The organism is Candidatus Zixiibacteriota bacterium (genome assembly GCA_040752815.1).
Classification (GTDB): domain Bacteria; phylum Zixibacteria; class MSB-5A5; order GN15; family FEB-12; genus JAGGTI01.
Genome location: JBFMGC010000011.1, coordinates 1 through 23372 on the forward strand (window position 1 = coordinate 1; position 23372 = coordinate 23372).

18 protein-coding genes are annotated in these 23372 nt (G+C 57.4%); 14 read left to right on the forward strand and 4 right to left on the reverse strand.

Annotation, left to right across the window (positions count from 1 at the left end; genetic code table 11):
• From AB1772_04490 to AB1772_04525, 8 genes are all read left to right on the forward strand, one after another.
• Window positions 1–1394, forward strand: a 1394-nt coding sequence (locus AB1772_04490) for an AsmA-like C-terminal region-containing protein (protein MEW5795601.1), incomplete at its 5' end; no start/stop codon positions are given.
• A 238-nt stretch (window positions 1395–1632) separates the two neighbouring features.
• Complete coding sequence (locus tag AB1772_04495) at window positions 1633–3474, forward strand: PAS domain-containing sensor histidine kinase (GenBank protein ID MEW5795602.1); 1842 nt, start codon at window positions 1633–1635, stop codon at window positions 3472–3474.
• Between the two features lie 174 nt (window positions 3475–3648).
• The gene (locus tag AB1772_04500; GenBank protein MEW5795603.1) at window positions 3649–4515 is read left to right on the forward strand and encodes a YicC/YloC family endoribonuclease; all 867 of its coding nucleotides are present in this window, start codon (window positions 3649–3651) and stop codon (window positions 4513–4515) included.
• Between the two features lie 17 nt (window positions 4516–4532).
• On the forward strand, window positions 4533–5162 hold the full coding sequence (gmk, locus tag AB1772_04505) for a guanylate kinase (GenBank protein ID MEW5795604.1): 630 nt from the start codon (window positions 4533–4535) through the stop codon (window positions 5160–5162).
• Between the two features lie 29 nt (window positions 5163–5191).
• Window positions 5192–5422 carry a DNA-directed RNA polymerase subunit omega gene (rpoZ, locus tag AB1772_04510; protein ID MEW5795605.1) on the forward strand — a complete coding sequence of 77 codons (231 nt, stop codon included), beginning with the start codon at window positions 5192–5194 and terminating at the stop codon, window positions 5420–5422.
• Between the two features lie 33 nt (window positions 5423–5455).
• Entirely contained in the window at window positions 5456–7744 is a 2289-nt protein-coding gene (gene topA, locus AB1772_04515) for a type I DNA topoisomerase (GenBank protein MEW5795606.1), read from the forward strand.
• A gap of 237 nt (window positions 7745–7981) precedes the next feature.
• On the forward strand, window positions 7982–9982 hold the full coding sequence (locus AB1772_04520) for a PAS domain S-box protein (GenBank protein ID MEW5795607.1): 2001 nt from the start codon (window positions 7982–7984) through the stop codon (window positions 9980–9982).
• 65 nt (window positions 9983–10047) lie between these two features.
• A complete protein-coding gene (locus tag AB1772_04525; protein MEW5795608.1) occupies window positions 10048–10962 on the forward strand; it encodes a tyrosine-type recombinase/integrase in 915 nt (304 codons plus the stop codon).
• Between the two features lie 157 nt (window positions 10963–11119).
• Here AB1772_04525 and liaF read toward each other — a convergent pair whose 3' ends face one another.
• The 3 genes from liaF to AB1772_04540 form a co-directional block, all read right to left on the reverse strand.
• The gene (liaF, locus tag AB1772_04530; GenBank protein ID MEW5795609.1) at window positions 11120–11839 is read right to left on the reverse strand and encodes a cell wall-active antibiotics response protein LiaF; all 720 of its coding nucleotides are present in this window, start codon (window positions 11837–11839) and stop codon (window positions 11120–11122) included.
• Between the two features lie 310 nt (window positions 11840–12149).
• On the reverse strand, window positions 12150–13559 hold the full coding sequence (locus tag AB1772_04535) for a multiheme c-type cytochrome (protein MEW5795610.1): 1410 nt from the start codon (window positions 13557–13559) through the stop codon (window positions 12150–12152).
• 60 nt (window positions 13560–13619) lie between these two features.
• Complete coding sequence (locus AB1772_04540) at window positions 13620–14912, reverse strand: alginate export family protein (GenBank protein ID MEW5795611.1); 1293 nt, start codon at window positions 14910–14912, stop codon at window positions 13620–13622.
• A gap of 258 nt (window positions 14913–15170) precedes the next feature.
• Between AB1772_04540 and argF the strand changes: the two genes are divergently transcribed.
• The 5 genes from argF (at window position 15171) to AB1772_04565 (ending at window position 21295) form a co-directional block, all read left to right on the forward strand.
• Window positions 15171–16076: an ornithine carbamoyltransferase gene (gene argF / locus AB1772_04545; GenBank protein ID MEW5795612.1), complete on the forward strand. Its 906-nt coding sequence runs from the start codon at window positions 15171–15173 to the stop codon at window positions 16074–16076.
• A 51-nt stretch (window positions 16077–16127) separates the two neighbouring features.
• The gene (locus AB1772_04550; protein MEW5795613.1) at window positions 16128–16964 is read left to right on the forward strand and encodes a hypothetical protein; all 837 of its coding nucleotides are present in this window, start codon (window positions 16128–16130) and stop codon (window positions 16962–16964) included.
• 249 nt (window positions 16965–17213) lie between these two features.
• Window positions 17214–17705, forward strand: coding sequence for a PaaI family thioesterase (locus AB1772_04555; GenBank protein MEW5795614.1), 492 nt, complete (start codon window positions 17214–17216; stop codon window positions 17703–17705).
• 139 nt (window positions 17706–17844) lie between these two features.
• Complete coding sequence (locus AB1772_04560) at window positions 17845–18357, forward strand: hypothetical protein (GenBank protein MEW5795615.1); 513 nt, start codon at window positions 17845–17847, stop codon at window positions 18355–18357.
• Window positions 18358–18529: 172 nt separating this feature from the next.
• A complete protein-coding gene (locus AB1772_04565) occupies window positions 18530–21295 on the forward strand; it encodes a M20/M25/M40 family metallo-hydrolase (protein MEW5795616.1) in 2766 nt (921 codons plus the stop codon).
• Between the two features lie 185 nt (window positions 21296–21480).
• Here AB1772_04565 and rpsT read toward each other — a convergent pair whose 3' ends face one another.
• Window positions 21481–21735: a 30S ribosomal protein S20 gene (gene rpsT / locus AB1772_04570; GenBank protein MEW5795617.1), complete on the reverse strand. Its 255-nt coding sequence runs from the start codon at window positions 21733–21735 to the stop codon at window positions 21481–21483.
• Between the two features lie 94 nt (window positions 21736–21829).
• On the opposite strand from rpsT, the gene murJ reads away from it, so the two are divergent.
• The gene (gene murJ, locus AB1772_04575) at window positions 21830–23365 is read left to right on the forward strand and encodes a murein biosynthesis integral membrane protein MurJ (GenBank protein ID MEW5795618.1); all 1536 of its coding nucleotides are present in this window, start codon (window positions 21830–21832) and stop codon (window positions 23363–23365) included.
• Window positions 23366–23372 lie beyond the last annotated feature (7 nt).

The following is a 23372-nucleotide window of genomic DNA, read 5'->3' on the forward strand; positions in this document are numbered from 1 at the left end:
GCCGGTTTCCCTCGGGTCAGCTTGCCGTCAAGGGCAGGGTGACCGACCTGATGCCGTACCTGCTGGCCGACTCGGGAGCGGCGGTGGCCGTCCCGCCGATGATCGATGCTGACATTCGAGGTACGGTGAACCTGGCCATGGTTAGACCTTATTTGCCGCCGCTGGGCAATCCGCAGGTCTCCGGAGAACTAACTGTCGATATCAACGCCTCAGGTAAGCTGAGCGAGTTGGCCAGCCTGCGCCCCCGTGGCAGAGTCAGTATAACCAACGCCGCCTACAATGATTCGCTCCTGCCGGAACCGATTGATCACTTCAACGCTGAGCTAACGCTCCGGCCGGATACAATCGACATCGGTCGCCTCGCCGCCCGGTTCCCGTCGAGCGATGTCTCCCTTAAGGGCCAGTTAATCCGACCGTTTCCTTATTTCCTGCCTGTGATGGGGCTGAACCGCGACAGCCTGGCCAAGCCGCTGCTTCTATTCGAACTCACGTCGCACCGGTTTGACACCGACCGCTTGTTTCCCGAGGCGGTGCCGGGTTCCGGCGACGCTTCAATGACCATCTCCGCCGACTCGGTGTCTCCGGTGATTCTGCCCGACATTGAAGGGCGCGGCACCTTCAAGGCCGATACAGTCATCTACTGCAAAGTGGAGTTTACGCAGGTCGACGGCAAGGTGCGGATCAAAGATCGCAAGATAGAGTGTTACGATGCCGCTGCGAGGGTGTATTCCGGGTCGGTCGCGGGCAACACGACAATCGATCTCTCCGATTTCGAAAACCCTCGATACGTCGGCGAATTCCAGGCCACGCAGGTAGAGGCGAACGATTTCGCCTCCCGCTTCACCAAGTTCGGCGGATTCTTGTTCGGAAAGGGGAATTTCACCGGAAGCTATAACGCCCGGGGGTGGGAGCCGAAGGACTTCTTGAACTCGCTCACGCTCGACGGCAACCTGAATGTCCGCGATGGCCGGCTGGTTACATCGGGCGAGTTCCTTTCCGCCTTTAACAACCTGGCTACGGCTCTGGGTAAGTCGTTTGGCAAGGAACAGGCGCTCAAGGACCTGGCTTCGAAAGTAGCCATTCGCAGCGGGCGCGTTTTTGTGGATAGCCTGATGACCTCGCTCGGGCAGTTCGGAGATTTTGCGCTGGCCGGCTCGTATGGTTTCGACGAGACGCTCGATTATACCGGCGTAGTCAAAATGACTGCCGCGACCGCCGACCAGCTCGGCGGCTTGGGCAAGCTGCTGGGGCAGAAAGACACCAAAGGAGTAAATGTCCCGTTCCGTATTACCGGCTCGATTACTGCCCCCAAAGTCGAGATTGACGCCAAGGCTCTGAGCAAACAGGTGGGGGAAAACCTGCTGGAGCAGGCTATTGATCGCCTAAAGAAGTAGGGTGGAGCATAACCCGCCCGGGGCACGGCGAGCTCGCCGCATCCTGGTCCAACCACCTCAAGTCTTACCGAGCGAAATCGCGCGGGCCAGAGCCTTTTTTTCTCAATTTCCGTCCTGTAACAGCCGATACCATATAGAGTAACCGGTAATAGGCACTCGGCTGCAAAATTGGTTGTCCATAGTCTCCTGGTGGAGGATGTCAGCCGAAGCGCTTTGGATGCCCGGACATGAGTGGTGTATGACTGCGACCGTGATTGACCAGACGACCAACATTCGCCGCTGTGCGATGTGCAAGATTGATCGAAAGGGTCGTTTCATCCTGGCCAATCCGGAAGCGCAGAAACTTCTCGGACTTAGCGAAGTCGAACTCTTCGGCAAACCGTTTATCGATTTTCTCCAGGCGGCCGATCGCCAATCGTATCTCAATCTCATCAAGAATCGCAACCCGTACGATGCCGGTTATGACTCGGCCTGTGTCACGATGATTGGCGCTGACGGTCAGGCCATCCCGGTCACGCTGTTTGTAGCGGTGAATTTTGGTGGCGGTAATCCGGCTAATTATCAGGTTGTGATCCGTCAGGAGGAAGTCCGACTGCCGGCCGTCTCTGCCGATTCGAAACCCGAACACTGGGAAGAGATCATAAGATTGCTCGTGAGTGAAACCGGCTCAGTGAATCATCAAAGGCTGATCGAGTTACTTCTGGTCGTTACCGGTGTCAAATCGGTTGCAGTCTACGAGATCAGCGATACCGAGTGCCGCATTCTCGCCGCCGTTGGCGACGAGCCGATTGGCCTTGACCTGACACCCCTTCCGTCCCTGGAGCAGTCGGATCCGCCTTGCGAGGTCCGGGCGACTTTCAGTCTGGAGCCCGGTCGCAACGGCCTGGTTCGATTCATACTTGATCAATCACTCCCGGCTGAGGTCGCCGCTCCAATTCGCGGACGGACAGAAATTGCGGCCAATCTCGTGCATGCGGCCCGGCCACCGATCCACTCAGGATCGACCGACGTCAAGACCCCGGCGCCGCCGGTGCATCCGTCGCAGATACTCGACCACCTGAGCATCGGCTACATTGCCTTTGACGACTTCGGCAAGCCGTTTCTTAGCAACCAGACATTCGAATCGCTGCTGAACCCATCGTCAATGCCGGCCACGCTCCAGCAGTTGGTCGAGCTGGTCGGCGCCAGGTGCGGAGAATCGGCGGCGATGGCGGTGGATGGATATCTGTCGGCCCTCGCCACCTGCGACTGCCTCCCGAGTTTCAAGGCCACCTACGATACTCTCGACAGCCGCACCCTCACTGTCGAGGTTCTGCCCTTCGAGTCACAATCGGAGAAGCCGTCGTGCTGTTTCCTGTTTTATGAGCCGGGCAGTGCCCACCCGAGACCTGTTGGATCGCACGGGGTATCGCCCCACGTGGGGACCACAGCGATCGAGTTGCTCCGCTCTACGGTGACTGCCGCTTTGTCCGTGTGGCAGAAGCTGGAACATGAGCATCACAATCAGCTTAGCCGCGACGGTGGATTCTACCTCGGCTGCCTGAGTCATCATTTGGCGATGCTCGAGGAGACGATTGCCGACCTGGATAGGATGCTTCGGTTGATCGGCGACGAAGAAGAGCCGCAGGTAGTCGACCTGGGCCTGCTCGTTTCACGAGTGTCCGATGAAATCGGCAAGAATCATCCCGGGTTGTCATTTAGCGTGCGCCACACTGATCTCTCCAAGGTCAAAACCCGGCTTCGGAAGATCACGGCCGTGTTGTATGATGTCCTTGCAGTGGCCACTCAGTCCGGGATCGACCGGAAAACGGAAGTGACGGTCACCACGTCGGTAGAGTCCGGCATCTGTACCATCTGGATTCGTGACAACGGGCCGGGACTAAACTCGCGCCAGAAGAAGACAATCTTCACAATTCGCCGAAGTTTCGCGCAGGACAAAACGCGTCGGCCGGGTGGTCTGACCGTGGGCCTGGCGCTGGCGCGGGAGATTGTCACCGGTATGGGTGGTGCGCTCGAACTTGAGACCCGTCCCGGTAAGGGCACGATCATCAAGATCACTTTTCCGATTGTTCAAGGCTGACTTCGCCGCATCCAATCTCCTTGTACGGCATTGCTTTAGGGCCAACAGCTCGACTGATTACGGCAGAGATTCGGCGCGCTCATTTATTCCTGGCGTCCACATTACCGGTTGACAAACGGGGTCAAGCCTCTATTTTGCGGGCTTGTCTTTAGCGACGGGTGGAATATGAACTCGATGACCGGCTTCGGCCGGGCGGAAATTGACAGTCGATTTGGCCGGTTTACAGTTGAAGTGTCCAGCGTCAACAGCCGTTTTCTGGAGTTGGCGGTGCGCCTTCCCCGAAACCTGACCGCTCTGGAACCGCAAGCAAGAGAACTGCTTAATGCCGGTGTCACGCGTGGAAAAGTAAGCCTGTTTGTCAATCTGATGGACAACGGCCACGCCCTCACCGGGCCGCTCATTAATAGGGAGCTCGCCCGAAACTACCACCGCGAGCTGTTAAAGCTCAAACGCGAGCTCAAGCTTGAGGGCGACCTGAGGTTAAGCGACATCCTCCAGATTCCCGAGATTACCCATCCCGTTGCTGCCGAGCCAGACCAGGAACGTATTTGGCCCGTTATCAGGAAGGGGATTCTCAAGGCACTCAAGGCGATGCAGGCGATGCGCGCCCGCGAGGGCAAAGCAATGGCTGCCGATATGGCTCGCCGTCTCAAAGTCATGACTGGCCTGATTGCCAGTGTGGAAAAAAGCACGGCGGGGGCGGTTGAAAAATACGCCGCCAAGCTCGCGGCACGGATCGCGGAACTGCTTAACGGCCAAAAGTACGATCCTGTCCGCCTTGAAGAAGAAATCGCCATCTTCGCCGACCGGACCGATATCGCAGAGGAGTGCCTCCGCTTTCGCAGTCACATTGACCAGTTTCTGCAGACGATGAACCAGTCTGAGGCCGTCGGGCGCCGTCTGAATTTCATCTTGCAGGAGCTGAATCGCGAGGTCAACACCATCGGCTCCAAAGCCTCGGAATTCGACGTTTCGGCGAAAGTGATTTCGCTGAAGGAAGAGATTGAGAAGCTTCGCGAGCAGGCCCAGAATGTCGAATGAGGAACGCGGAGCAACTGGTGCGAGATAACAAACCGGGCAAGATTATCATCATATCCTCCCCCTCCGGCGGCGGCAAAACATCTATTTGCCGTCGACTTCTCTCATCAGCGCGCCGTCGACTCGGATGGCGGTTTTCAGTTTCGTACACGACACGCGCCAAACGGCGCGGTGAACGCCACGGCCGTGAGTATTTTTTTATCGGCGAGGACGAGTTCCGTCGCCGGGCCCAAAGAGGCTTTTTCGCTGAACACTTCAAGGTGCACTTGTATCACTATGGCACACCGCGCAAACCGATAGAGGATGTGCGCCGCGATGGCGGCGCGATGCTGTTCGATGTGGATGTCCAGGGCGCTGCAAAACTAAAGAGAGAATACCCCGACGCCATATCGATCTTTGTATTGCCGCCGTCGCAGGCCGAACTTCGCCGCCGCCTTAGGCGGCGAGGCACCGAGACCGCCGAGCAGCTACAGCTGCGGTTGTCGCACGCCCTTCAGGAGATGCGAACGTTTCGGAAGTACGGTTTCGACTATGTCGTTGTAAACAAGGAACTTGGGCGCGCCGTGGCACAAGTTCTGTGTATTGTGGAAGCGCACGAGTGCAGGGTGGATCAAACCGGCCCGGAACAATTAAGAAAGCTAACAGGTTAGGGCACGATACTTATTGGAGAGTTGATTTAATGGTAAGCAAACTGAACGACAAAACCGAAACTATCGCCGCCAATCGATACGAGATGGTCCTGGTGGCTTCCAAGCACGCCCGCCATCTCAATTCCAAGCGTCTAGCCAAGCTGGCCCGGCTTCAGGAAGGCACAACCGAAGTGGACATTGAAGCCAGGAAAATGACCGCGGTGGCCCTGAAGGAAGTGCTGGAGGGTAAAGTAAATTTCCAGCGGACCGATAGGGAATAGCAATATCGCTAGCCAGTCGCATAGGAAAGTTCGATGGCCAAAAACCTTCTCATTGTAGAATCGCCTGCCAAATCGCGCACCCTCAGCCGATTTCTCGGCAAGGATTTTGAAATCCTGTCGACCATCGGTCATCTCATCGATTTGCCCAAATCGGCCCTGGGAGTTGACGTCAACAACGACTTCCAGCCCAATTATGAAGTGATCGACGGCAAGGAGAAGGTGTTGTCGAAACTCCGCAAGGCAGCCGAGAGCGCCCGAGCTGTCTATCTCGCGCCCGATCCGGACCGCGAGGGCGAGGCGATCGCCTGGCATGTTGCCAACAACCTCCCCGGCAGCCGCGCGAAAGTGCATCGCGTTACCTTCAATGAGATTACCAAGTCGGCCGTGACTGAGGCTATCAAAAATCCACGAGACATCGATCTCGACCTGGTGAACGCCCAGCAGGCGCGCCGCGTGCTGGATCGGCTGGTGGGATACATGGTGTCACCGTTCCTTTGGAAGACCGTGGCGCGAAACCTGTCCGCCGGGCGGGTACAGTCGGTGGCGCTTCGCCTGATATGCGAGCGCGATGTAGAAATCGCGAATTTCGTGGCCGAAGAGTATTGGAAGATCAAAGCCAATCTGTCCAATTCGTCCGACGAGTCATTCTGGGCGGTACTGTTCAAGATCGACAATCAAACCGTTGTCAAGGCCGGCGAAACCACCCGCAACAGCATAGTCATCACGAACGAGGCCGACGCCAGGGCGATTGAGAAAGACCTCCACAAACAGAAATACCAGGTTGCTGAGTTAAAACGCACTGAGCGGATCCGCCGTCCACCTGCGCCGTTTATAACATCGACCCTTCAGCAGGAAGCAGCCAAGGTGCATGGGATGTCGCCCAAGCGGACTATGGCCATTGCGCAGGCGCTCTACGAGGGTGTCGAGCTTGGCAAAGAGGGCCCGGTTGGTCTGATCACGTACATGCGCACCGATTCAACCCGCATAGCAGGCGAGGCGATAACCGCCGTGCGTGACCATATAGCCGCCGAATACGGTGCATCTTACCTGCCGAGTAAGCCCAGGGTGTATGGAAAGCAAAAGCAGGCCCAGGATGCCCACGAGGCCATCAGGCCCACCTATCTAACTCTGGCTCCGGATAAGGTCAGGAAGAGCCTGACTCCTCCCCAATATAAGCTGTACAAGCTGATTTGGAACCGGTTTGTGGCGTCGCAGATGAAGGACGCCGTTTATGACATTGAAACGGTCGATATTACGGGCGGCAAGTATCTCCTTCGGGCCAAGTCACAGCGAATCAAGTTCGACGGTTTTCTTAAGGTCTATCACGAGGAGAAAGAGCCGGATGAGAACGGCAACGGCGACAACGGGTACGAGCAGCTGCCGGCGATGGAAGAAGGGGAGAGCCTCAAGCTGAACAAGGTCGAGTCGGAGCAGTCGTTTACCAAGCCGCCGGCGCGATATTCGGAGGCGATGCTGGTCAAGCGGCTGGAGGCTGACGGAATCGGCCGGCCTTCGACCTACGCCATGATTATCTCGACCCTGAAAGAGCGCAAGTATGTCGACTTGACTGAAAAGAAACTGCACCCAACCGATCTGGGGGTGACCGTCAACGGAATACTGGTCGAGCACTTTCCGAAGATATTCAACGTGCAGTTTACAGCCGGGATGGAGAAGGAATTAGACCTGGTCGAAGAGGGGAAAGACGACTGGGTGGACGTGGTACGGGAATTCTACGAGCCGTTCAGCGAACAACTCTCCTCCCTGAAAGGAAAAGAGCGCCAGATTAAGGCGGCGATGGTCGAAACCACCGATGTCAAATGCCCGAAGTGCCAAAGCCCGATGGTCATCAAGTGGGGGCGCAATGGCCGGTTCCTGGCTTGTTCATCCTGGCCCAAGTGCAAGTCCACTCAGCCCCTACCCGAGGAAGCCGCCCGCAACCAGACCGATGAAAAGTGTGACAAGTGTGGTTCGCCGATGGTGGTTAAATCCGGGCGTTTCGGCCGCTTTATGGCCTGCTCCGCATATCCGGAATGCAAGAACACCAAGCCGCTGACTCTGGGGGTCAAGTGTCCCAAGAAGGGGTGCAACGGCAAGGTGATCGAAAAGACCACTCGCACCAAGCGAACATTCTTCGGGTGCACCAATTACCCGAAATGTGATTTTGCCAGCTGGGATCGCCCGGTGGCTACCCCTTGCCCCGTGTGCAGCAGTCCGTACATGCTGCAGAAATCGTCGAAAGTAAAAGGCGAGTATCTCCGTTGCCCCGAGTGCAAGCATGAGATGGTCGAAGAGCAGCCTGCCGAGAATACTACCCCTGCCTGATATGAACGAGTCTTGAAGACTGTATCGCCCGACTTGACTCGACCTGCCCATGCCGGTATGATTTGCCTTACAGGCTGAATGGTCTCAGAACTTCGCGGCCGGCGCCTTCACGACGGTAACTGGCCGCAAAATACCCGCAGTTGCCACGGATTGGCGCGTATGATCTATAACAAGCCTTGTAGAAGCCACCTGGGTTCGCCTCGCCGAGAAGATCAGTCGTAGTATTGGCCCGAACTTATGACTGCATCGAAACCAGATTCCGACTCCCCCCGCCGCGACCACGCCGGTGGCCGCGCCGGACCCTCGTGGCATCCCTCGCCGAACGTGGTACCGTCGGCTGCCCGTCAGCTCCTCGATTCCCTGCGTGGAATCGACGATATGGTGTATTTCCTGGGCTTCGACGGCCGCACCTGTGGGTTCAATCCGGCCAGCGGGGAGCTGACCGGCTATTCACTTGACGAACTGGAATCCGACCCCGGGTTTCTCGGTCACCTGATCCACCCCGATGACCTCTCGGCGTTGCGCGATCTCCACACTGATCGGCAGCCATCGATTGAGATCGACTATCGTCTGAAGGGCCGGGATGGTTCCTACCGATGGGTGCACTCCCATCAGATCGGAGTGAGGGACGAAGACGGTATGCTGTCCGGATACATCTGCCTGGATCGTGACGTGTCGGAACAAAAGGCTGTTCAGGCCGCGGTCCAGGTCGAACGCGATCGCACGCTGGAGTACATTAACATAGCCGGTGTCATTTTGGTCGCCCTCGACACCCAGGGGCGAGTCACCATGATAAACCGCATGGGGCGTCAGATTCTCGGGTATGAAGAAAGCGAGATTATCGGCGCAGGCTGGTTCGAGCACTTTCTACCGGCGTCCGAAAGGCAGCGGACACGGCGTGCTTTTGACCAACTGATGGCCGGAGAACTGAGTCTGGCCGAGCGTTTTAACAACCCGGTGCTGACCAAGGACGGCCGTGAGCGCCTGATATCCTGGCGCAACATGATCCTCCGCGACAAGTCGGGCAACATCACGGGCACGCTCAGCAGCGGAGAAGATATCACCGACCGTCGCCGCGCCGAGCGAGCCCTGGAACAGAGCGAGGCTCAGTTTCGCGCTCTGTTCGAGGGTACTTCAAGTTGCATCGTATTCATCAAGGACCGAATCATCAAGTATGCCAACGCGGCGGCCCTGCGGATGTTCGGCTATACGCGCGAGGAAATGATCGGCCGGGACACGATGATCGTGCACACCTCGCCTGAGAGCTACGAACAGGGCAATCGCATTGTCTATGAATCGGTCCGGCAGAACGGGACATGGCAGGGCGAGTGGCTGCTAAAGCGAAAAGACGGCAGCCGGGTTTGGATGGATACGTATGTGACGGCGATGCCCGATGGCGGAACCGTCGTGATTCTCCACGACATCACCGACAGGGTCCAGGTCAAGGCCGCGTTGAGCGAGCGGGAGGCTGAGCTGACTGCTATCTTTCGCGCGGCGCCAGTCGGCATCGGCCTCACAGTCGATCGTGTACTCAAGCAGGCCAACGAAAAACTTTGTGCCATGCTGGGATACACTCCGGAGGAACTGATCGGGCAAAGTGCCCGGATTCTCTATCCTACCGATGAAGAATTCGAATATGTCGGTCGGGTCAAATACGATATGATTCACGAAAAGGGCACCGGCACGGTGGAGACACGTTGGAAGCGCAAGGACGGGACGGTTATCGACATCCTGCTCAGCTCGACACCGGTCGATCCGGCCGACTGGTCGAAAGGAATCACTTTCACGGCGCTGGACATTACGGAGCGCAAGAAAAGCGAACAGGCGCTGCTCGACAAAAACGTCGCTCTCAGGGAAATCCTCAATCAGATCTCCGCCGACCGCGAGGCTATTCGCGAGCAGATCGCTACCAACATTGGCGAGACGGTGCTGCCGATGCTCAAGCGAATCGAGGAGAAGGCATCCCCGTCGCAGCTCCCCCTTGTGGCGCAGCTCGAAAAAGACTTTAAACAGATCAGCGCCCCCTTCCTTGATCTGCTGAAGAAGCGCCAGCCCGCGCTTACTCCGCGTGAGACGGAGATTTGTCGGCTGATCAAGAACGGCATGACCTCAAAGCAGATCGCCGAAGCACTTAATGTTTCGCTGGGCACGGTCCACAAATACCGCGAGTTGATACGCCGCAAACTCGGCCTGGCGAATGTCGACATCAACCTCACCAGCTACCTGCAGAGTCTCTGAAGATCCGGCACCGGACAGCACCGTTTTACTTTGACTGCCCCGATTGATTTCAATATCCTTAGAACATGCTCAGGGAAGCGCTGTCAGCGTTCTTGAAGGATCTGGCGGAAGACAAGGGGCGCGCCGCCCAGACGATTGCGGCCTATCAACGCGACCTGACCCCGTGGGTGGAATACCTCGAAGAACAATACACCGCGCTGCCGGACCAATCTAAGAATGACCCGCTGCTTTTGCGGGTATATCTGCAACAACGAGGCACCTCCGGCGTGTCTAATCGCTCGCTGGCACGGTTTCTTTCGGCGTTGTCATCGTTTCAGAAGTTTCTTGCGGGTAGGTCGAGTACCGCCGGCTATCTATTTCAAATCCCCCGTATCAAGTTCGGTTCGCGCCTGCCGCAGTTTTTGCCGCAGGCGGACACCGCTCGGCTGTTTGAGCATGGCAATGCCCGCGAGGATAAGCAGTCGTATTTCTATTGGCGCGATTATCTGATGATAGCGCTGCTTTACGTCACCGGAGTGCGGAGGGAGGAACTGTCCCGTATCAGGCTCGGAGATATCGACATGCGCCAGGGTCTGATACGTGTGATCGGAAAAGGCAACAAAGAACGCGTGGTGCCGATTGGCGACACCACCACGGCCGACTTGAAGGTGTATTTGGCCAAACGCGGTCAATTTGTCGATGAGAGAGGACCACACGCAACAGAGCTGTTTTTGAATCGCCTTGGGCAGCCTCTGACCGTACGGTCGGTTGACCGACTGGTGAAGCAGTTTGGACGCGGCGAGGGACTTGACTTCACGCCGCACACTCTCCGACACTCCTTTGCCACGCACCTGATGGAGAACGGCGCCGACCTGATGTTGATCAAGGAGATCCTCGGGCACGCATCACTGTCAACCACCCAGAAGTACACCCATGTCACTGCAGAGACGCTGAAGAAAGCGTATCAAAGAGCGCACCCGCGGTCAGGGGCGAAGAATTAGGGGGGATATCTCAATCTCATCCCACCCCCAAGCGGGTGGGCCACCCGGCATGGTTTGTAGTGCCCGGCAGATGTCCTCATCTGCCGGCGGCGGCCAGTTCTTCACTTGGGAGCGACTCCCATCCCAGCGCCCGCCGCAGGCGGGCTGGGGCAACGGGTCAGACCACGTATATCCGCACGTCGCCGATGAAGTGATTGCTGGCGATATACATTTTCGAAGGTGCGTCGCTATAGTCCGCGGTTTGAGCGTCCAGTGAATTTCCGAATCCGGATGACCGCTTGCCCATCATCTCGATATCGCCGATAAAACTGGAGCTCTGCGCCAGAAGCGCCATCCCTTCGGGCACCAGGACGCGCACGTCACCTACGAATCCAGAGATGATCATGCGATTGAGCCCCGGCGCCAGTTGTCCCCCGTGAAGCTTGACCTCGACATCGCCGATGAAGCTGCTGACCTCAACGTTCTGGAGCGAGACGCCGCTGCAGTCTACGTAAAGGTCGCCGATGAATTTGTCGTAGCGCACCTTGCCGATCTTCCCCTGCTCAGGAGTCGCTGATACTCGTACGCTTTTGCCCGGGGCAGCCCCACGAGAAGTTCGATCTGATTCAGGCCGTCGGAAGTCTTGGCTATGAACCGCCGGCGCAGGCGGAGGGGACGGGTACGGGTACTGTTCGGCAGCCGTGCCGGTCGTTGGATCGACCTTCTCCTGGCTGCGCCGCCGGGCTAACAGCCACAACCCGACGCCGATCAAAAAAAGCGGAAAGAGGTAACCGAGGAATTCCCCGAAGGTGAAATCGAGCAGTCCGGTGGTCCGGCAGAGCAAGAGTACGCCCAGGACTATTAAAATCGCACCTGCTATCCATTTTTGCCCGGACATGTTACTCGTCTCTCGTTCAGCTTCCTCTATATGGCTTACGAAATATGCCTCAAGCGGTTACACGCCGCAAGGTATTTGACCGAGTGGCATAGGAAACGAGGGTTGACGAATTGCTCGAATTCTAAACAGCATCCCGGCGTGCTGGGCGGACACCGGGCATGCGGCCGAGGCGTCAGTTCTCCGCCCATTCCGGCCACGGGCGGCCGGAATGGTTCAGACTATGAATCTGACGCAACAAGTCGTCGGTAAGCGGACTGCTGAATCCACTACGTGAGAGACGTCGTGGCGCGAGTCGCCACTACAAGCCCGGCTACTGCCCGTAACGCTTGCGGAATTCCTCCGCCGCCTTAATTCGCGCCTTCTTTACCTCTTCCGGTTCGTTGCCGGTGTACCACTTGTGGTCATCCATATCGAGTACCGACGCTATCAGCTCTTCGACTTCTTTGGCAGCTACCGCTTTCTCGTCACCTTCGGCCTTGCCGTGCTCGACTATCTCACGAGCCTGCGCCAGGAAGGGGCCGTAGAACCGGTCGGCAACTTCAAAGAAGCCGTGCCATTGCGTGTAATCGGGGGCGAACATGGCGGCGCCCATCCGCGCCCGACGTCCCTCGTGATGCCAGAGATAGAAGTAGGTCCACTCGAACTCATCGTCGAAAGTAATATCCGCCGTGATTAGTCCGGTCGATCTGATCTTGTCATAGATATTGGTCGCCGGGATTGCGAACTTGTTGTTGTAGAGTTCGACCGCAGCGTCGTACTGCGTGTAGAAGTTGTCTACGTAACTGCTCGTGTGGCAGTTGGAGCAGACGTTTTTCATGTCTGCCCGACGAGCCTCCCAGCTCTTGACCGTCTTGCCGGCCTTTTTCGCGGCGGCGTCGACCTTTTGCGAAATCGGCGGGCGCAGAGTCCAACTGATGCGGTCGCCGACATCGTGTGTCAACGGTAAATCCTGGGTGGCCGACATGTGGCAGGTCGCGCAGGTCGGCGCGGCCGAGTAGTCCACGCCCACTATCCATGACGCGCTTCCCAGTGCCATGCGGTCGATATTCGCGTAATAGGCGATCCCGTGCTTTGATTCCTCGTAGATTTCTTTCTGGGGATGGTCCGGGCCCAGGTGGCACTTGCCGCAATTCTCGGGCTGGCGCGCGAGGGCGGCGTCGAACGAATGGCGGCTATGGCAGGCGGCGCATGACCCCTTGGAGCCGTCGGGGTTGATCCGCCCCATGCCGGAGTTTGGCCAGGTGGCCGGGTCAAGCTGCCCCTCGGCGAGCACCTTGACTACCGAACCATGACACTGCTTGCAGCCGTTGACCGCGGCCGCCGGACCCTCGACCACCTCACCGAGGACATTGTCCAGCGAACCCAGAATCGCACCGGCATCGGCATGGTGCGATTTCTGAAACTGCTCGAACTCGACCTGGTGGCACTTAGAGCAGTCTTTCGGTGAGACGATTATGGCGATGTTATACCCGTTGTGCTCGAAACCGTCGGGATCACTCGGCTCAGCCGCGTGACACTCAAAGCAGCCGACATCGGCTGCGTAGTGACGGCTCCAGCGCCATTCCTTTACCAGTCCCGGCATGTCGGATTCGTGGCATTCGATACACGATGCCGACTCCTCGGTCAGCTTGTTGGGAACCGAGCGATACTGGCCGACCACGGCTGACCCGGCCAGCCCCATAATCAGTATCCCGATTAGTATAGTTTTTCGCTGTCTCATAGTGTGTTTAATCCTCCAGTCGTATCGCCTTCAGTCGTCTTTATCAGTCGAGTACGCTTGTCAAAAGTTCACAGTGGTTTGAGTGTACAGCCACCATGTCGGGTCGGCCTGGGTAAGGTCGGCATCGCCCTCGCGAAATCGTACGAACGATTCTTTGGGCAGAAACACCGACCCTCCCGCAGTAGCCTTGACTCCGGCTATGCTAACGGTGTTGATCGTGATGTCTATCTCCATGCCGACGTCGAAGGTGGCCTGTCCGGTGCCGGGATCGCGATAGTTCTGCGCCGTGCGGAAGTAGTGGAAGTCCGCGCCGGCGGTCCAGTTAGGATGAGGATTAAACCTGGCTCGACCCAGGATATCTATAAGCCCCGCCGACTCCGAATTGACGAAGTTATCCATATAGCCCCTGAACTTGTGGCCGGTGTAATACGTGTTGTCGTAAGTTTTGATTTTCGTGTCGGTGGAATCATCGTCGCCCGAGGCGAAGTCGACACCGGCCGAAATCTGTGCTTTGGCGCTACCGGCGAAAGCATAACCGGCCTCGGCAGTTAACATAAAAGCCTGGAGATCGTAAGTAGTCGCTTCGTTGATAACCTGGCCCGTCTGAAATGCACCGTTTAGCTCTAAATCAAGTGGTTCGATCTGCTTCTTATAGTAGATGCCGAAGTTCCACCGATCGAGCACATGATCGTCCGGATCGGTCACGCTTGTTTCTTCTCCAAAGAGTGATCCGGCCGTGTCAAAATCGATTTCGTAAAAGGCGAACAGTTCTACTCCGGCGCTGTCCAGCTCGACCAGCGCACCGAAAACATCGAAATCACCGTTGAAGCCTTCGTAATTCTCTTCCTGCGGTTTTAGCCAGAAGCCGTTTATGGTGAAGCCGGGGGACTCATACCACCCGATCGCCCCCTCCCATATGCGGCCGACATTGTGCCAGTCTACCGAGCCGAACACGCGCTGATTTCCCAGGTCGAACGCAAACCGGCCGGCCTTGCTGCCAAAGCCGTCGAACCAGATCCGGTCAACCTGGATGTATGCCTGATGCAGGTCAACGTTTTTGCCGTCGTTCAACGAGCCGGACTGCAGCTTGCCGAACTGATCCCTGCCTCCGAGAGTGCGGCTGTCCTGGAATTGAACAAAAGCGTGCGCGTTGCTGTCGATCGTGGCCTCTAAGCCGACCCGTGTTCTCATGAGCGCAAAAGTCCGGGTCGTGAACGCCGTATCGAATGACTTTTCATCAAGCTCGCACCGCACTCGGATCTGCCCCGATGTTTTAAGGGTCGTCTCCGCCGATGCCGCACCAGTGAGTATCGCCAGAATCGGGATCAGGACGCTGAAATGACATTTTTTCACGTTGAACTCCTTGAAGCCTGAGAATCCTGTTAATGCCGTGTCTCGGTCATGCGTCGGATCGCCCCGGCGGTCCACGCGACACTGCCATAATCGCAGTTCATGCCTAAGCTGTCATTTGACTCAAGTCAAGAAAAACCGCCCGCGAGATCGCTTTCAGTGGTTATGGATGTCGACCTTAGCTCACGCCTTGACAGCTTGACCCTTGCCGCCTTTATTGGCCGGAAATTGTGCCGTAAACTCGACATTTGAGGAGAAGATATGCCCCGTTCACTCTGCGAAATCACTGACTTCAGCTCAGCAGAAATCCACGAAATGCTGGACTTGTGCACCGACCTCAAATCAGGGAAGCTCGCCCCGAGACCTCTTGAGGGGAAAGCAGCAGCGTGCATCTTTCTGAAAGAATCGCTTCGGACGCGGGTTTCATTCGAGGTAGGGATCAGTCAACTGGGCGGCCACCCAATCTATATCACCGACAAGGAAATCAAACTCGGCCAGCGCGAGTCGGTGGCCGATGCCGCGAGAGTTTTATCGCGTTACGTAGGTCTGATCATGATTCGCACCTTTGCTCAGGCCGATGTGGTTGAGCTGGCGAAATACGCCTCGGTGCCGGTCATTAACGGCCTGACCGACCTGGTCCATCCGTGCCAGATCCTGGGGGACTACTTCACGGCGATAGAACACCTTGGCAAGCGCGAACGGTACGCGGTGGCGTATCTCGGCGACGGCAACAATGTCACTAATAGCTGGCTGAATTTGGCCTCCCGGGTGCCGCTGGACATCAGGGTGGGTACGTCCGGAGACACGCTCCCCAACCCGATTCATGTCGGGCGCGCCAAGTCCAATCCAAAGAGCAGGGTGCTGATTACCGACGATCCTAAAGAAGCCGTCCGCGGTGCCGATGTAGTCTATACCGATGTCTGGGCCTCGATGGGCCAGAAACATCTGGCAGAAGAAAAGGCGAGCAAACTAAAGAAGTTTCAGGTAAATAGCGCTCTGCTGGAGGAGGCCGGACCCGAGGCGATAGTGATGCACTGCCTCCCCGCCGAACGAGGCAAGGAGATTACCGACGAGGTGATGGACGGGCCGCGCTCGGTGGTTTTCGACGAGGCAGAAAACCGACTGCATATACAGAAAGCCATCATGGTGTTTCTGCTGCAGCACTGAGCCCCGCGCCTAATCCGCCGGCAGGAGCGATCCAACGAAAGGAGACGCACCATGCGTTTCATCAAGTCACTCCTCCCGGCGGGGACGACCGTTTCTCTAACCGTTTTCCTGGCGCTCGGCTGCTCGGATGACAAGAAGCTCACTCCGCCTACGCCACCCGAGGATCATGGTATCGAGTCGATGCTCGGGCTGATTCAGTCTCAGGTACATGAGTATCTCGATTCGGCTGCGGCCGCAATGGAAGCCGGCCTCGAAGTAGCCACGTTTATCGATGTCGACTATACCGACATCGGCGACGCCTTCATGGGGCCGGGCCTGCCGGATTCGACTGTCGACCAGCGCCGCTGGATCGTGTCCTACCTGACGGATCTCTCATCCGGCACAGGAACCCTGTCGATTATTGACTCACTTGCGTACGTGGTAAACGGCAATCTGAGCATCAACGCGCGCGGTGCCCAGGCCATGTATGTCAAACATAACTACGGTTTTGTCAGCGACGACACCACGGTGACTTTTACCGATCGCACGAACCGCGGTGATCTCCACATTACGGGGATCGACGGCACCACTGCTACCATCAACGGTGAGTTCCAGGTGACGATCAGGGATAAGTTCGTGGCGTCAGATTCGACGGTCTGGAACAACTGGATTATCAATTCGACGGTCTCCGAGCTGGCTTTCACGCGTACCGGCTTGACCTGGACCACGGGTTGCCCCAACTCCGGGACGTGCACCGTGAACGTCGAATACCAGTACGGCCGCAATGAGGACATCCCGACCACCACGGAATGGCAGTTTGACATCACGTTTACGGATGGAACGATAGCGGCCGATGTCGCCGTGGGGCAGTTGCGGACGTCATACGACTACACGCTCTGCACGCCGTAGTCGGTGTGGCCGCATCGATTCTGCAGGCCGGGATCCATGTGTTCCCGGCCTCTTGTGTGACTCACGTCGGACGGTTTGTTGCTTGGGATACGGTGGTGGGGTAGACGTCACCCTTCGACAGGCTCAGGGTGACGAAGGGGGATGAGTCACGGTGACCAAATCACATGCGTTTTCCACGCCGTAGTATCGGTGCCTTCGCTAGCCACCGAAAACACCAATACCCCAAAGTCATGCTGAGCCTGCCGAAGCGTGACTTACCCCGACCCCGACTTTGACATGGCGCTTCCCGCGACCTATCCTCACCCCATGAAAGAGATAATTAGATACGGCGGCTGCTTTGTCTGCGGGGATCAGAATAAGTTCGGCCTGCAGGCGAAGTTCTTTGATAATAACGGCGAGGCCGTCACCGATGTCGTGGCCTCGCCGGCATTCGAGGGATATTACGGGATATATCACGGTGGGGTGCTGGCAAGCCTGCTCGATGAGGTGATGATTAAGGCTATATTAGCGCGAGGGGTTTTTGCCGTGACCGCGGAGATGACCGTTCGTTTTCGCCGACCCGTGTCGATAGGCGAGAAGCTCAAGATTACCGGCAGGATCGTAAGCCGGAAAGGCCGGGTTTACGCCACGGAGGGCACAGCCGCCGGTTCCGACGGGACTGTCTTTGCCACGGCCATCGGCACCTATCTCGAGGCGCGCGAGGACCTCAAATCGCGACTGGTCCGCTCGCTCGGTAAGTAGTCTGCTGCGGAACTCGCCAAATCGTGAACGGCACTGCGGACTAGCGAAATCTGCACTTGAAGTCGTAGCATATCCTGCTGATATACAATGTGTTAACCTCCGGCCGGAGAGCGGCACTCGGGTTGCTCTTTAGCCCAGGATGGCCGCCGGCATCCCGCGTGTAGACTGCTACATAGGTTCGTTCCACAGACCGCTTCAGGAGCCCTGGCTGGAGGCTCAGGGATTCGGTAAGGGCTTGATTCTGTTCGCTATTCCGAGCCACGGCATCATCTTCAAATGCATGGCCAAGGGGGATCCGGTCGATCTTGAATTCGGCGCCTTTTTCGCCCTGCTTCGCTTCGTACAAACCTCGTTAGCCGCGCAGAAGATCACCGCAGTGCGGGTGCACAGCTCTTGTCCGGAATTCGTCTTCGCGATCTTAAATGACGGCCCGCAACTCAAGGCGCGCCGCGGCCGCCGCAAGGTGCTGAACGAATACCAATCCCGCGTTGATACTGAACTCGTCTTTATTCAGCCAAGGCAGAACAAGGTGTGGGCGGCCCCGGAGAATTTCCCGTGCACTCCCCAGAACCAGCCGCCTCCGCTTCGGCCGCAACGAACCGGTCGGCCGAGAGTCCGGTTTTGTCCCATCCAAAAGGGAATTGTGCTGTAATACGCAGGCCCCCAAACCCGGTCAGTCTCCTTGACAAAAACCTGTTCGAGGGTACTTTGAGTCAGTGGTCACCGGCGAAACTACCCGGTCCCACAATATGTTACACAGGCGCGACGGTACTCGCGTCCTATGGGTGGCACATGATCAATTCCCGGAAACAGGACAATTCCCGATGACAACCCACGGACGTCACCGAATAGTCGCGACTCTTGTTCTAACCGTATCGTTAAGCCTTATCGGCAGTGTTGAATTGTTGGCGGAGCCAATCGGACTGGTGACCATTAGCAGCGACTCAGATGCTGAGGTCGCCCGGTCCATTGTAGGCACCGCCTATATTCGGAGCAGCAACCGGTTCCTGGTGACGGCCGATTTGGTGCAACAGGGTATGCTGTCGTCGGCCGGGCTCGAGTTCGAATTGCTGCTCGAAGAGGCCGACCCTGCCGCGGTCTATCAGATCTATGCGCTCGATCATCCCAAAGCGCCGATGATATTGGATCTCGAGGCGTTTGGCCGCGTGATCGAACTCGGGCGCGACATCCGAATCATGCAACTGACTCGCGCTGAGGCCGCCTCGGTGGCTGATGATGCCCAGCTCGAGACGGTCAGTCTGAGCGAATTATCCGTGCCGATATTCTATCCGCACCCCGTGGTTGCTGCTCCGCTGGTGGATACCTACCCGTCGGATTCGCTCACTAATCGCGTAAATCAGGACTCCCTGCGGGCCTTTGTGCAGCGTCTCGAAGATTTCCGCACCCGTTACACTTACACCGATTCGTGCCTGCGTGCGCGCGACTGGATCGCCCAGAAGTTCCGTGACTGGGGGTATACGGATGTTACCACTCCCGCGTTCTACTATGGCGGCGCCTGGCATTACAACGTCAAGGCGGTGAAGCCGGGCGTGGCAGAGCCGGACAAGGTGATCGTGATCGGCGGCCACTATGACTCTTACGTACGCAGCGATCAGTCGCCCGGACGGTTTATCTACGCCCCCGGGGCCGACGACGACGGATCGGGAACGGCGCTGACCCTTGAGGCTGCCCGCGTGCTGGCCAATGTTCCGCTCCGCAAGACGGTGATCTTCATGCCGTTCGGCGCCGAGGAGATCGGCCTTGTAGGGTCCCAGAATGCCTCGGCAGATTTTGTCACCGCTGGAACGAAACTGGAGGTCATGTACAATTTCGATATGGTTGCTTTTACGGCCAATTCGTACTGGGATTTCGAGTTCTCGTCGGGCGACATCACGGCCTATCGCGATTTCTCCATTGCCAGCGCCGTGCGAGTAAGTGACCTCATTCCGGTGACCGCCTCCGCCGGTTCGAGTTCGGACCATTACCCGTTTGACCAGCGCGGCTTTCCTATTGTCAACCACATCGAGTCTGATTTCAATACCCTCGGATGGCACACCAACCTCGACCTGACCTCGCGGCTGAACATCCCGTACTTTGCCGAAGTTACTAAGACGGCGGTGGCCTCGCTCGCGGTCGTGGCGGATGCCGCATTTCCAGCGCGAATAACCAGCATTGCTGATGTCGGCGACGGTCAATCGCTCGAAGTCGTCTGGTCGGATTGCAACCCCGGTTGCCAATACACGGTCTACTGGGGAAGTGCGCCAGGGAACTACACCGATTCGGTTGTGGCTCCGGTCGGCCAGTGTGATGTCACCATCACCGGGTTACTTACGGGCCAGACCGCCTATATCCTGGCATTGGGGGTGGCGCCTAACGGATATCGCGCCTTGTACGGCGTTGGAGCAAGCGGCACACCGCTTTTGTATCCGCGAGCGCCGTCGTCATTCTCCGGAAGCCCCCACGGTTCCCAGATGCGCGTCGATCTGACCTGGCGGTCGAACAACGAACTGGATTTGTCTCACTACCGGCTGTATCGCCGCGTTAGAGATGTGGGAGTATGGCTGACCATTCAGGACGGCATCACCGATACTTCGGCGACAGACTACGACCTTACTCCGCACGTGGGCTACCAGTATGCCGTGGCCGCGGTCGATAATGACGGTTACGAGTCACCCATGTCTCAGGCGGTGCTGATCTACCCGGCCACCTACGACGGTGGGCCGGTGATCGGGGATGGATTTGTGAAGGATCACGACGATGACCCCACGCAGGCCCAGCAGGAAGCCTGGCTTGACACGATTCTCGGTACGAACGGCTTCGGCGTGGCGCCGTCCGACGAATACGGCGGTCCGGTGACGTTATCGACGATCGGCCAGTATGGCACGCTGCTCTGGATTGACGACGACGTGATTGTTAAGAACATTGCCGCCAGCGCACCCGCCCTCGATGAGTTCTCCCAGCACGGCACCAATATGCTCATCTCCGGGTTCCGGACCTGGTACGGATGGTCTGCCAAATCAGTGCCGACCTCGCACCTGCTCTACCGTGAATTCGGTTTATCGTACTATGATTACACGGCGCAGTTTGATTTTATCGGGGCCTTCGGTCAGGACGGCTGGCCCTCGGTGCAGATCGATCCCACCCGAGGAGTGGACGAATGGCGCGATATCGCCAAGCTGACCGGCCGCCCCGGCGCGCAGGTCATACTTCGCTTCAATTCGCTCCTGGACCTTCCGGAATGGGAGAATCAGCCGGTCGGACTTGCGTATGAGACCGCCAACGGCAAGCGGGTGCTATTATCGTTCCCACTGTACTATCTCACTCCGGCTTCGGCCACCGCTCTGATGACCAAAGTATTCGAGTACTTTGGCGTATCGGCGCATTTCAACAAAGGGGATCTGGACAACTCCGGAACTATCGACGTAGTTGACATTACGATCCTGATCGATCACCTCTTCATCAGTCAGAGCCCGCTCCCCGACCCTTCCGCTGCGGAGATGGACGCCAATCCGGGGGTCAGTATCGGCGACGTCTTCGTGCTGATCGAGTATCTCTTTCTTGGTGGCCCCGCGCCCTCCGCTCGACCGTAAAGTGTGACTCATGGCTCGGGCGAGTCCAGTCGCCCAAGCGCTTCCCGGCAAAAACTTGTTGAATCCTTGGGCGGTGAGTTCCTAAGTTGGATAGACGACGCTCGCCGCGCAGGTGGAAACGAAAGAAGCCCCGCGCCGGGGTCGGGCGCGGGGTTTAATTGGTTGGGTGGCTCGATAATGAAAAGCTATGATAGCTTGGCGACAAACTGGGCCAGACGGGATTTATTTCGGGCGGCGGTGCGCTTATGAATGAGTCCGCTGCCGGCCGCTTTGTCGATAATTATCGTGGCTTCCTTGAACTTGAGGACAGCCTCGTCCTTTCGGGTTTCAACTCTAACGTCCTTGATGGCCTGACGCAGCCGCGAACGGAACGACCGGTTCCGGTTGCGTTCCGCCTCGGACGTCCTCATGCGCTTTTCGCACGACTTATGATTCGGCAACTCTCATCCTTTCATGCTTCTGTGAACAACTCAACCATGGAATATAATCGGCGGGGCTGCTTTGTCAACGGCTAACCGGACGAAAAGTTCCACGGTGGCCTCGGTCAGCAAGGTATCCGGCGCCACCGCGATTTCCCGTGTCCTGGGCCTCGTCCGCGAGCAGGCGCAGGCCTATTTCTTCGGCGCGTCGATGGCCACCGACGCCTTCGTAGCCGCTTTCCGCATTCCCAATTTGCTGCGCGATCTTTTTGCCGAGGGGGCGCTGTCCGCCGCGTTCGTGCCGATTTTTAAAGACAAACTGGTGAACGAATCGGAGGACAGTTCATTTGCCCTTGCGCGTACGGTCGCCTCGGCGATCCTGCTGGTGGTCGGTGCGATCGTTCTGCTGGGAATGATCGCCACGCCGGTGCTGATCTTCATTTCGGCGAACGGCTTTACGGAGGACGCAGAGAAATTCGCCCTGACCATCGATCTCACCCGCATCATGTGGGTCTACCTGTTGCTCGTATCGCTTTCAGCTTTGGTGATGGGTATGTTGAACTCGTTTGGGCGGTTCGGAGTCCCTGCTCTGTCGCCCGCCATGTTCAACCTGGGGATAATCGCCTGTGTGTTTATCATGTATCAATGGTTTGACGTTCCGATTTACGCGATGGCCATAGGTGTGCTGGTGGGCGGACTCGGCCAGTTGGCGATGCAACTGCCGCAGCTCTGGCGAATCGGGTTCCGCTTCCGCTGGAGTTTCACCTTTTTTGACGAAGGTTTTCGCAAGGTGCTCCGAATGTTCCTGCCCATGGTAGCCGGGATGTCCGCCAGCCGGGTGAACATCCTGATCAGCACTTTGATGGCGTCATACCTGGTGGAAGGTTCAATCTCGTATCTCAATTACTCTTTTCGATTGATGCACTTCCCGCTGGGGGTGTTCGCTGTGGCGCTCGGCACGGTCGCTCTGCCCAACGCATCCGAGCTGGCCGCCCGTAGAGAATTTGATCGCCTCGGCGCGGCGCTTTCGGAGTCCCTCAGCCTCAACCTGTTTCTGATCATTCCCTCGGCGGCGTTTCTGGCGATCATAGGAACCGATCTGGTCGACGTTATCTATCGCTGGGGGCGGTTTTCGCAGGGTGACACCGTCAACACCGGCCTGGCGCTGCTGCATTATTCGTACGGGCTGATCGGCTTTGCCGCTGTCCGCGTGACCGTGCCGATTTACTATGCCCTGAAAGATTCCTCGCTACCGATGCGGATTTCGATAATCTCCGTCGCTGTAAACATCGCGCTCTATTATCCCCTGATGAAGCTGCTCAGCTTCGCCGGGCTGGCCGCGGCAACATCGATTGCCGGTCTGGTAAATTTCGCTTTGCTTCTCGTGTATCTTCCGCGAAAGGGGGTAAGCCTGGAGTACCGACCCCTCTTGTTCAGTTTCGTGAAAGTTGGCGTGGCATCGGCCGTCGCGTTTTATGGTGCATCAATGCTTCCCATTCCCGCATCATCTGACTGGCCCGAGGGCATCGCCAGGCTCTGGCAATTCGGGGCGAAGTTTACGGTGGGCGTGATCCTGTATCTGCTTCTATGTGCAATACTGAGAGTACCCGAGATGCGGCTCATCCAAAATCGAATTAGGCGACGGACATAATTGTGAG

Bases quoted from the DNA above. Each gene is read 5' to 3' on its own strand.
- AB1772_04495 (MEW5795602.1), top strand. From the start codon at position 1,633: ATGACTGCGACCGTGATTGACCAGACGACCAACATTCGCCGCTGTGCG.
- AB1772_04500 (MEW5795603.1), top strand. From the start codon at position 3,649: ATGACCGGCTTCGGCCGGGCGGAAATTGACAGTCGATTTGGCCGGTTT.
- rpoZ (MEW5795605.1), top strand. From the start codon at position 5,192: ATGGTAAGCAAACTGAACGACAAAACCGAAACTATCGCCGCCAATCGA.
- topA (MEW5795606.1), top strand. From the start codon at position 5,456: ATGGCCAAAAACCTTCTCATTGTAGAATCGCCTGCCAAATCGCGCACC.
- AB1772_04520 (MEW5795607.1), top strand. From the start codon at position 7,982: ATGACTGCATCGAAACCAGATTCCGACTCCCCCCGCCGCGACCACGCC.
- AB1772_04525 (MEW5795608.1), top strand. From the start codon at position 10,048: ATGCTCAGGGAAGCGCTGTCAGCGTTCTTGAAGGATCTGGCGGAAGAC.
- liaF (MEW5795609.1), bottom strand. From the start codon at position 11,839: ATGTCCGGGCAAAAATGGATAGCAGGTGCGATTTTAATAGTCCTGGGC.
- AB1772_04535 (MEW5795610.1), bottom strand. From the start codon at position 13,559: ATGAGACAGCGAAAAACTATACTAATCGGGATACTGATTATGGGGCTG.
- argF (MEW5795612.1), top strand. From the start codon at position 15,171: ATGCCCCGTTCACTCTGCGAAATCACTGACTTCAGCTCAGCAGAAATC.
- AB1772_04550 (MEW5795613.1), top strand. From the start codon at position 16,128: ATGCGTTTCATCAAGTCACTCCTCCCGGCGGGGACGACCGTTTCTCTA.
- AB1772_04560 (MEW5795615.1), top strand. From the start codon at position 17,845: ATGGCCGCCGGCATCCCGCGTGTAGACTGCTACATAGGTTCGTTCCAC.
- AB1772_04565 (MEW5795616.1), top strand. From the start codon at position 18,530: ATGACAACCCACGGACGTCACCGAATAGTCGCGACTCTTGTTCTAACC.